Origin of the sequence: Candidatus Symbiopectobacterium sp., assembly GCF_020054415.1 — a bacterium.
Lineage (GTDB): Bacteria > Pseudomonadota > Gammaproteobacteria > Enterobacterales > Enterobacteriaceae > Symbiopectobacterium.
On record NZ_JAHWCO010000194.1, the window covers coordinates 1 to 1,495 of the forward strand.

The 1,495-nt window shown below is 51.3% G+C and carries 3 protein-coding genes; 1 reads left to right on the forward strand and 2 read right to left on the reverse strand.

Annotation, left to right across the window (positions count from 1 at the left end):
• Positions 1-123: 123 nt before the first annotated feature.
• On the reverse strand, positions 124-810 hold the full coding sequence (locus QZ506_RS05700) for an autotransporter domain-containing protein (protein ID WP_291969679.1): 687 nt from the start codon (positions 808-810) through the stop codon (positions 124-126).
• 61 nt (positions 811-871) lie between these two features.
• Positions 872-1,147: a hypothetical protein gene (locus QZ506_RS05705; RefSeq protein WP_291969681.1), complete on the reverse strand. Its 276-nt coding sequence runs from the start codon at positions 1,145-1,147 to the stop codon at positions 872-874.
• Positions 1,148-1,311: 164 nt separating this feature from the next.
• On the opposite strand from QZ506_RS05705, the gene QZ506_RS05710 reads away from it, so the two are divergent.
• Positions 1,312-1,495: transposase (locus QZ506_RS05710; RefSeq protein WP_291969683.1), on the forward strand; the 184-nt coding region annotated here is incomplete at its 3' end.

The window sequence follows — 1,495 nt, forward strand, 5'->3', positions numbered from 1 at the left end:
GGCTTTGTGTTTGATAATGGGATTGTTAGTATGAAGCATGAGAGTTACCTCGCGTTTTGTTTAAGGATTAGGCACCCATATCAAAACCGGTAACTCTCAACCTTTCAAGGTCCAGTGTCAGATCTAGTCGCGACTAATACAAGTCACCCACTGCAAACACAGCGCGGCACGACCAAAATGCTTATCCTGTGATGCCACTTGCACGCTGCACGCCCCGCCACCATCGCGCGTATGAACAGTAAAGCAGTCATTTAATCCATCGGCCAGCTCATTAACCCAACTGACTGACGCATAAGGGTGCAGAGAGAATGTGGCGTTGAGATCGATATTACCGCACACACGCCAGCCAAGACGAACTTCTAACGAGTTCAGGTTCTTTTCTTCATAGCGAACGGCAGTACATAACGATTCCCGGTCATCAAATCCGTTGATACGATAATGGGTATAATCCATTTCGACCAACGGACCAGTACGCCATGCGCACAATGAGAGATCATAACCGCTCATCAGACACGTGCTGACAAACTGGGCTTCTGTTTCACCGCTCAGTGTATTATCCAGCAACACAGGCCAACCCGCAGACTGAATATGCACATCGCTGCGGGTATCTATTGAAGCGCGCCCGCTTGAAATATCTCCCGCAGCCCACAGCGGCCCACGGTCATGCCACAGGGAGTAGATCCCAGCCTGCCATGTGTCACTTTTCAGATGTCCATCTCGCTCCAGTTCATCAGTCTTGCGCATGATGCTCAGGCTGCCACCCACAGTGACACTGTCACTCAATGTATAATCCAGCAATGCATAGGGCATTACCGCACGCGCATTTTTTTGTCGAGCCAGACCGAACCCGGAAGATGGCAGCTGCTGCCCTTCAACCCCTACAGCCCGTCCAGCGATCCTGTGCTGCCGAAATCGCAGAATGCAGCTGATCGGTATCAGTGATTTCCAGCAGCAAGCTCGAGATCAGACGAGAAACGTCGCCTAGGCGCTGTGCCACGCGATCAGGACCTAACGCATCCGTCAGCACCGTCTCGTTGTCAAGGTTGGGGTTATGCCAGGTTGCTCCCCCCGGAATGGCCGGGTTAGTGGTCTGCTCATAACCATCTAAATCACCGATCTCCCAGTTGGTCGCCTCCATATACAGCACCGGTATGCTGAAGGCATTATTAAAGATGTCGCCATCGCTGCAACAGCCGGTACCAGCAGGATAGTCAGAATTAAGGCCCGGGTTGGTAAACAGTTCGATGCCTAGGCTGTGTCCCTTAAATGCCTGAGTTATAGTAACCGTATGTTTCCACAGTATATTGAACTATGGCTCTCTACGACCTTCCCGATGAAGCGTGGATGATCATCCAGTCTTTACTGCCTGCTGAACCAGCAATACCACGTGCCGGACGTCCATGGGCAGAACATCGTAAAATCATCAATGGTATGTTCTGGATTCTGTGCTCAGGTGCTCCATGGCGTGATTTACCTGAGCGATATGGTCCGTGGA

Coding starts and splice junctions, on each gene's coding strand:
- QZ506_RS05700 (WP_291969679.1), bottom strand. CDS start 810: ATGCCCTATGCATTGCTGGATTATACATTGAGTGACAGTGTCACTGTG.